Origin of the sequence: Aquicoccus sp. (assembly GCF_041686535.1) — a bacterium.
GTDB lineage: Bacteria > Pseudomonadota > Alphaproteobacteria > Rhodobacterales > Rhodobacteraceae > Aquicoccus.
Genome location: NZ_JAWLDS010000090.1, coordinates 1 through 7283, shown reverse-complemented (window position 1 = coordinate 7283; position 7283 = coordinate 1). Strand labels below are relative to the sequence as shown.

Annotated in this window: 7 protein-coding genes; all 7 read right to left on the bottom strand. The window is 64.5% G+C overall.

Going from position 1 to position 7283, the window contains the following annotated elements:
- Positions 1 to 161: 161 nt before the first annotated feature.
- Positions 162 to 1745, bottom strand: coding sequence for an acyl-CoA synthetase (locus ACESL9_RS14595; RefSeq protein WP_372675060.1), 1584 nt, complete (start codon positions 1743 to 1745; stop codon positions 162 to 164).
- A gap of 61 nt (positions 1746 to 1806) precedes the next feature.
- Positions 1807 to 3114 carry a TRAP transporter large permease gene (locus tag ACESL9_RS14590; protein ID WP_372675059.1) on the bottom strand — a complete coding sequence of 436 codons (1308 nt, stop codon included), beginning with the start codon at positions 3112 to 3114 and terminating at the stop codon, positions 1807 to 1809.
- Positions 3107 to 3643 carry a TRAP transporter small permease gene (locus ACESL9_RS14585; protein ID WP_372675058.1) on the bottom strand — a complete coding sequence of 179 codons (537 nt, stop codon included), beginning with the start codon at positions 3641 to 3643 and terminating at the stop codon, positions 3107 to 3109. Before ACESL9_RS14585 ends, ACESL9_RS14590 begins: the two co-directional genes overlap by 8 nt.
- An 82-nt stretch (positions 3644 to 3725) precedes the next feature.
- Positions 3726 to 4862, bottom strand: a complete 1137-nt coding sequence (locus ACESL9_RS14580; protein ID WP_372675057.1) for a C4-dicarboxylate TRAP transporter substrate-binding protein — start codon at positions 4860 to 4862, stop codon at positions 3726 to 3728.
- 99 nt (positions 4863 to 4961) lie between these two features.
- Entirely contained in the window at positions 4962 to 5741 is a 780-nt protein-coding gene (locus ACESL9_RS14575) for an enoyl-CoA hydratase-related protein (RefSeq protein ID WP_372675056.1), read from the bottom strand.
- The gene (locus ACESL9_RS14570; RefSeq protein ID WP_372675055.1) at positions 5738 to 6628 is read right to left on the bottom strand and encodes a crotonase/enoyl-CoA hydratase family protein; all 891 of its coding nucleotides are present in this window, start codon (positions 6626 to 6628) and stop codon (positions 5738 to 5740) included. Before ACESL9_RS14570 ends, ACESL9_RS14575 begins: the two co-directional genes overlap by 4 nt.
- 10 nt (positions 6629 to 6638) lie before the next feature.
- On the bottom strand, positions 6639 to 7283 hold a 645-nt coding region (locus ACESL9_RS14565), incomplete at its 5' end, for a FadR/GntR family transcriptional regulator (RefSeq protein ID WP_372675054.1).

Here is a 7283-nt window from a genome sequence, read left to right as displayed (position 1 = left end):
CTGCGTGATTTCGCGGGCATGGTCGTCCAGAGCAGGCATCCGCTGGCGCCCTGGCATCGAGCGTCAGGTTCGCCTTGATACGGCCCATCGCTCCCTCCGGCAAATACCTATGGGGCATACGTATACCACGCATGCCACAAGCCAAACAGACTAAGGCGGGCTCAGTCGCTGGCGAACACCTGCGCATAGGTGACGCGCAATTCGCGTTTCAGGATCTTTCCGCTGGCGTTCTTCGGCAGCGCCTCGGTTACCTCAACATGCTTGGGCGCTTTGAAATGGGCGAGCGCCTCGCGGCAATAGGCCATCACGCCCTCGGCCGTGACGTCCTTGCCGGCTTTGGGCACCACCACCGCTGTCACCGCCTCGATCCACTTGGGGTGCGGCACGCCGAACACCGCCACCTCGGCCACGTCGGGATGACGAAATATGGCCTCTTCCACCTCGCGGCTGGCCACGTTCTCTCCCCCGGTTTTTATCATGTCCTTTTTGCGGTCGACGACGTAAAGGTATCCATCCTCATCGAACCGGCCCAGGTCGCCGCTGTGGAACCAACCGTTGCGAAACGCCTCGGCCGTCTTTTCAGGGTCGTTGTAATACTCGGTGATAAGATGTGGGCTGCGGTGCACGATCTCACCCACCTCGCCCACGGGCAGCGGGGTGTCATCGTCATCCACCACTCGCGTCTCAACGTTCAGCGAGGGTCGCCCGGCCGAGCCAAGCTTGCGCAGCTGGTCATGCGGCTTCAGGATCGTGGCCAGCGGCGCCATTTCCGTCTGGCCGTAGAAATTGAACAGCCGCATCTGAGGCAGCCGCTCGGACAATTCTTCGATTACGGCGGTGGGCATGATCGACGCCCCGTAATAGCCCTGTTGCAGGCTGCCCAGGTCACGCTTGTCGAAATCGGGGTGGCGCAGCAGAGCGATCCAGATCGTCGGCGGACAGAACAGGCGGGTCACGCCGTGTTTCTCGATCGCCTCAAGCATCTCGGCGGGGTCGGCCTTGTCATGCAGAACCGAGGTGGCGCCCGTGTAAAGATCGGTGCTGAGAAAGCAGTCAAGCTGCGCGCAATGAAACAGCGGCAGGCAATGCAATGATACCGCGTCTTCGCCCATCTCGCCGTCGATGATGCAGCTGGAATACTGCGCGTAAAGCGCCCCCGAAGTCAGCAGCGCCCCCTTGGGACGGCTTTCAGTGCCGCTGGTATACATCATCTGTATCGGGTCGTCGGCGTGAACGTCGTGCCACACCTCGGACGCGTCGTCATGGTCCAGGATGTCGGCCACCGGTTGCCAACCCTCGGGCGGGGTCACGCCGGCGTGCGGAATGGCAAAGCGGGGCATGTCGCCCTGCCCCGTCTCGGCCAGCGCGGCATCGGCGGTGTCGCACAGCGCATCCTCGGCGATCATCATGCGCGCGCCGGAATGGCCCAGGATATAGGCCACGTCGGGCGCCGTCAGCATGAAGTTCACCGGCGTCGTGACCGCACCGAGCCGCGCCAGCGCATAGCGCAGCACCACGAAAGCGCGGTTGTTGTGCGTGAACAGCGCCACCCTGTCGCCCTTGACGATGCCGCGCGACGCCAGCGCGTTGGCGGCGCAGTTCACCTTCGCATCAAGCTGCGCGAAGGTGTCGGTCTGGTCACGAAAGACCAGCGCCGGCTTGTCGGGCAGGCGGCCGGCCGAACGGCGGAGCATGTCGGCCAGTTGCTGGCCCCGCGCACGTCGGATCAGTTGATCGGTTTGCATGGTTGTTTCCCCTTGTCTTGCTTTTGGTGCCGGGCGCGAACTTTGCGCCCGGCCTTTCAGATCAGCCCACCAGGTTCGGCAGCCACAGCACCAGCCCCGGAAAGGCGCACAGGATAGCCACCAGCACCAGGTCCATCACAATGAACCAAGCCACGCCACGGAAGATTGCCGAGGTCTTCACCAGATCGCCCACGACGCTTTTGATGACAAAGACGTTCATGCCGATGGGCGGCGTGATCATCCCGATTTCCAGCAGCTTCGTCAGCACGATGCCGAACCACAGCAGGCTCCACCCTGAGGCATCGACCACCGGCAGGATGATGGGCAGCGTCAGCAGCATGGCCCCGATGGGTTCCAGGAACATGCCCATCAACAGGTAGACGCAGACGATGCCGATCATCAGCAGCACCGGGCTGGATGCGATCGAAAGGATGCCCTCGGACAGGAAATCGCCAGCGCCCGACAGCGCCAGGAACCGCGTCAGCAGACTGGCCCCGATGGCGATGATCAGCAGCGCGGCGGTGGTCATAAGTGTCTCGCGCGCGGCGGTCAGGAACCGCTCCAGCGTCATCTGTCCGCTGACGATCGCCACCAGGCAAGCCAGCGAGGCACCCACCGCGCCCGCCTCGGTCGGGGTGAAGACACCGCCGAACAGCCCGCCAAAGATGCCGATCATGATCAGCAGGATCGGCCATGTCTCGCGCAGGGCCAGCAGCTTTTCGCGCATGGTCACATCGGCGTCGCGCTCGGGCGCCAGATCGGGGTTCAGCCAGACTCGCAGCAACACCACCAGCGTATAACCCACCGCCGTCATCAGTCCCGCCACGATACCGCCCAGAAACAGCGCCGAGATGGAGATTTGCGCAATCACGCCGTAAAGGATCAGGATGATCGAGGGCGGGATAAGCGCCCCAATGGTGCCCGCCACGGCCACGGTGCCGGTGGCCAGCTCGGGGTGATAGCGGTGTTTCATCATCTCGGGGATGGCGATGCGCCCCATCGCCGCCGAGCACGCGATGGACGAGCCAGACACAGCCGCGAACCCAGCCGAGCCAAAGATCGATGCGATGGCAAGCCCTCCTGGCAGCGACGACAGCCAAATGCGAGCGGCGTTGAACATGCCACGTGTCAACTGGGTGTGATAGCTGATGAAGCCCAGGAAAAGGAACATCGGGATCGAACTAAGGATCCAGCTTGAGGCGAACTTGTAGGGGATGATGCTCATCGAGCCCCAGGCAATGCGGGGCCCCATCAACACGTAGAGCCCGGTGAACGACACCCCGATCAACGCGATGCCGATGGGCACGCGCACGGCGATCAGGGCAATCAGGGCGGCAAGGCCGGTCAGGCCGATCTCAACATCAGTCATTTATGAATTTCGCATTCGGATCGGTTTCATTCAGGCCGTTTTTCGTGCCCGTGACGGTGACGATTACGCGATAAGCCGCGATCAGCGCCATCAGCGCCGCTCCCACCGGCACGAACCAGAAGCTTTGCCATATCTCGAAAAGCTGGCTGCCCTGTTCCATCGATGCGCCTCCGCGCGTCTTCTTGACCGCCTCGGTATAGCCGCCGATCATGACCACCACCACCACAGCGGCCGTCAGCACCCCCGAGAACACCGACAGCACGGTGCGCGGGCGCGCCGGCATCAGGTCGGTCAGAACCTCGACCGAGATATGCGCGCGCTTTTCCTCTGCAACGCCCAGGGCGATGAATGTCACAAGCACCATGTAGTAGTTGGCCACCACCACGATGGTGCCGGGCACCGGCGTGTTGAAAAGGTAACGGCCCAGCACGTCAGCGGTGACGTGCAGCATCATGAGAACAACGCAGATTGCTCCGATCAGGGACGCGGAGCGTGAAAGGAAAGACAGCGCCCTGCCGATCATGAACATGGAATTAAGCCTCCGTTCCTCTTGACGGCCGGGCACCGCTGTCACGCGGCGCCCGACCCTTTGATCAGGTCAGCCGGGGCCTTTACTTGCCGTAGCTGGCGACATCGATCTCGGAAAAGATCTCGTTCCAGTAGATCTCGGCCAGCTCTTCACCGCTGCTGACATCCTTGGTCAGTTCGGACCACTTGGCCAGGCCCTCGGTCAGGGCAACCGCCGCCTCGGAGCCGCTTTCGATGCCGAAACGCTCGTTGTAGATCTCGCCAATGGCCTCCTTGTCCTGCTGGATGAACTCGCGGTTCATCTCGACGATGTCTTCAGGGGCCGAACCATATTCGATGCCCATGTCCGGCGCGCGTTCACGACCAGCGCGGCCTTCCTCGACATAGACCCAAGCGATATCGGCGGCCAGCTTGGCATGGGCGCGCATCATCGCCTGCTTGTTGTCGTCCGACAGGCCGTTCCAGGTGTCCTTGTTCATCGTGAAGGGCACGTTGAACTGCGCACCCGGAGCGCCGATATAGACATGATCGACAACGTCGATGAAGCCGAAGTTCACGAAGTCGGCGGTGTTCGACATGGTGCAATCGACAACGCCCTGGCTCAGGCCCTCAAGCGTTTCGTTGACCGACATCGATACCGGGGTCGCGCCCACCGATTCCGCCCAGCGGGTCCAGTAGGCGCCCGCGGCGCGCAAACGCTTGCCTTCCAAGTCGGCGGCCGAGGTCAGCGGCACCGCGCATTGCAGCGCGTAGGACGTGGTCGACGACGCACCCAGGTACACCTGGTTTTGCGCCGACATTTCATCCATGCAGGCGGGGCAGTCGTTCATGACGTAGTCCATGATGGCGCCGGTAAAGGCCAGGCTGCTCAGCTCGCCAGCGTATTCCTCAAGCTCGACCAGCTCCGAGAACTCGGCCAGCATGTTCAACGTCGGGTATTCCGCCGGGAAATAGGCCAGCAGGTTGCCCGCCACGTCAGCGATGCCGTCGCGCAGGCCGGCGTTGATCTCGCCAAAGCTCAGCAGTGACAGCGGAAAGACCCGCACGCTGACCTCGCCGTCGCTGTAGTCCTCGACCGCCTTCGCGTAGTCCTCGATCTTGGCGGTGGGCGCCGAGTTGGGCGGCCAGCCCCCGGCAAAGCTCAGGTCGGCGGCCTGCACCGCGCCGGCGACGGCCAGCATGGATGCTCCCGTGACAAGGGTTTTCACTGTGTGTTTCATGGTGGTATTTCCTCCCGTTTGAACCATGTTGTTTTCATGTCTCCCCGACAAGCGTGACGGAGCGTCATCGTGCCGCCCGCCAAATCGGCGGGCGGGTCTTCAACCGTTGAACCTCGGCGCGCGCTTTTCATGGAACGCGGCCAGGCCCTCGGCAAAATCCGGCGTCTCGCCAGCCTGTTTTTGCAGGCGCCGCTCGGTCTCCAGCGTGGTGGCGAAATCGGCATCCGCCGCCGCCCAAGCCGCCTGCCGGATCAGCGCGTGCGCCCGCACCGGGCCGGCCGCCAGCTTTTCCGCCAGCGCCTGCGCGGTCTCTTCCACCGCGTCATCCTCGGCCAAGCGGGTGACCAGACCCCAGTCATGCGCCTGCGGCGCGGGGATCTTTTCGGCCAGCAGCATCATTTCCATCGCCCGCACCCGGCCCACCGCCCGCGTCAGCAGCCATGTCGCGCCACCGTCAGGCACTAGGCCGATGCGCGCGAAGGCCTCGAGGAAATAGGCGCTCTTGCCCGCGACGATCACGTCGCAGACCAGCGCCAGCGACGCGCCCACGCCGGCGGCCGCGCCGCGTACCGCCGAGATCAGCGGCACCGGCAAATCGCGGATCGAGCGCATCAGGGGGTTGTAGTCGTTTTCCAGCGTCTCGCCGACGTCGAACCCGGTAATGTCCTCGGGTACGGCAGCCTTGAGGTTGGCACCGGTCGAAAAGGCCCGGTCGCTGCCCGCCAGGACTATGGCCCGCGCGCCGCCCGCGACCTCGTCCTGCAACAGCCGGTGGAGGTCCTGCGCCATCTGCGGCGTCATCGCATTCATCGTGGCCGGGTCGTTCAGGCGCAGGGTCGTTACCGCGCCAGCACGTTCGATCAGGATTGCGTCGCTCATTTTTCCTCCTCGTCCAGCCAGCCGGGCTCGTCCCACCAGGGGTAGAAACCGGGCATGTCACGCGACACGCGGTCGGGAAAGGCGGGCGCGCGTTTTTCCATGAAACTGGCCACGCCCTCATCGGCATCCGCCATCGAGCTGCGCGCGGCTATGGCTCGGCTGTCGATCCGGTGCGCCTGCATCGGGTGGTCGGCCCCGGCCATGCGCCACATCATCTGCCGCGTCAGCGCGACCGAGACCGGCGCAGTGTTCCCGGCGATTTCCTGGGCAAGCACGCGCGCCGCGGGCAACAGGTCGTCGGGCGCGTGGACCGAACGGACAAGCCCGCCGGCATGCGCCTCGTCGGCGCCGAACACCCGGCCCGAATAGCACCACTCCAGAGCCTGCCCCATGCCCACCAGCCGCGGCAGGAACCAGCTTGACCCGGCCTCGGGCACGATCCCGCGCCGCGCGAAAACGAACCCGAACCGAGCGGTATCCGAAGCCAGCCGGATATCCATCGGCAATTGCATCGTTGCGCCGATGCCCACGGCCGGGCCGTTCACCGCCGCAATCACCGGTTTCAGGCAGTTGAAGATGCGCAGCGCCAGAAGACCGCCCATGTCACGGTTGGCCGGGTCATCCCAAATGGCCGCGTCGCGCGCCGTCGGGTCGACCTTTGCCGCGGTAAAGGCGTCGGGGTCCTCCAGATCGACACCCGCGCAAAAGCCGCGCCCCGCCCCGGTGACGATGATGACGCGCACCGCGTCGTCGGCATCGGCCGCATCGAAGGCAGCAAGCATCTCGTCCAGCATCGCTCGAGTAAAGGCGTTCAGCCGGTCAGGCCGGTTCAGCGTCAGGGTCATGACGCCATCGGCGGTTTCAGTGGTGATGGTCCGGTAACTCATGCCCATCCCCTCATGAAAGCGCGCGCGGGTTCAGCGCCACCGCATCCTCCAGCCCGGCGATCTGCGCGCCGCGCCAGAAATCCTCGATATGCATCCTCGCCCACTTCTCGGCCCGGTCACAATCACGGTCGCGCATGGCGGCTATGATGTTGGAATGCGCCTCGATCTGGCGCTTGTAGAACTGCGTGGCATAGGGCGCGATCTGCGAAAAGCCGCGGAACAGCAAAAGCGAGATCGGCTCACGCGCGAGGCCCAGAACGCGGTTGCGGCCCATCTCGCCGATGCGGGTGTGAAACGCCTCGTCCAGCTCGATCGTGCGCGCCATCTGGCCTTCGGCCGCCACAAGGTCGGAATGCAGGCCCTGCAATGTCTCGATCTCCTCGGCGCTGGCGCGTTCGGCGGCGATGCGCGCGGCCAGCGGCTCGGTCACCATGGTGACCTCCCACAACTCGCGGAACGTGACCTTCATCATCGCCATTGCCCGGCCTGCGCGGGTGGTCAGCTGGGCGGCCTGGGGCACCGACACCTCCAACCGTCGAGGCGAGGGGCGGTGCACCATCCCGTCGCTTTCCAGTTGCCTCAGCCCTTCGCGCACGGTCGAGCGGGTGACGCCGAACATCTGCGCCAGCTCGGCCTCGCCCGGCAACTGATCGCC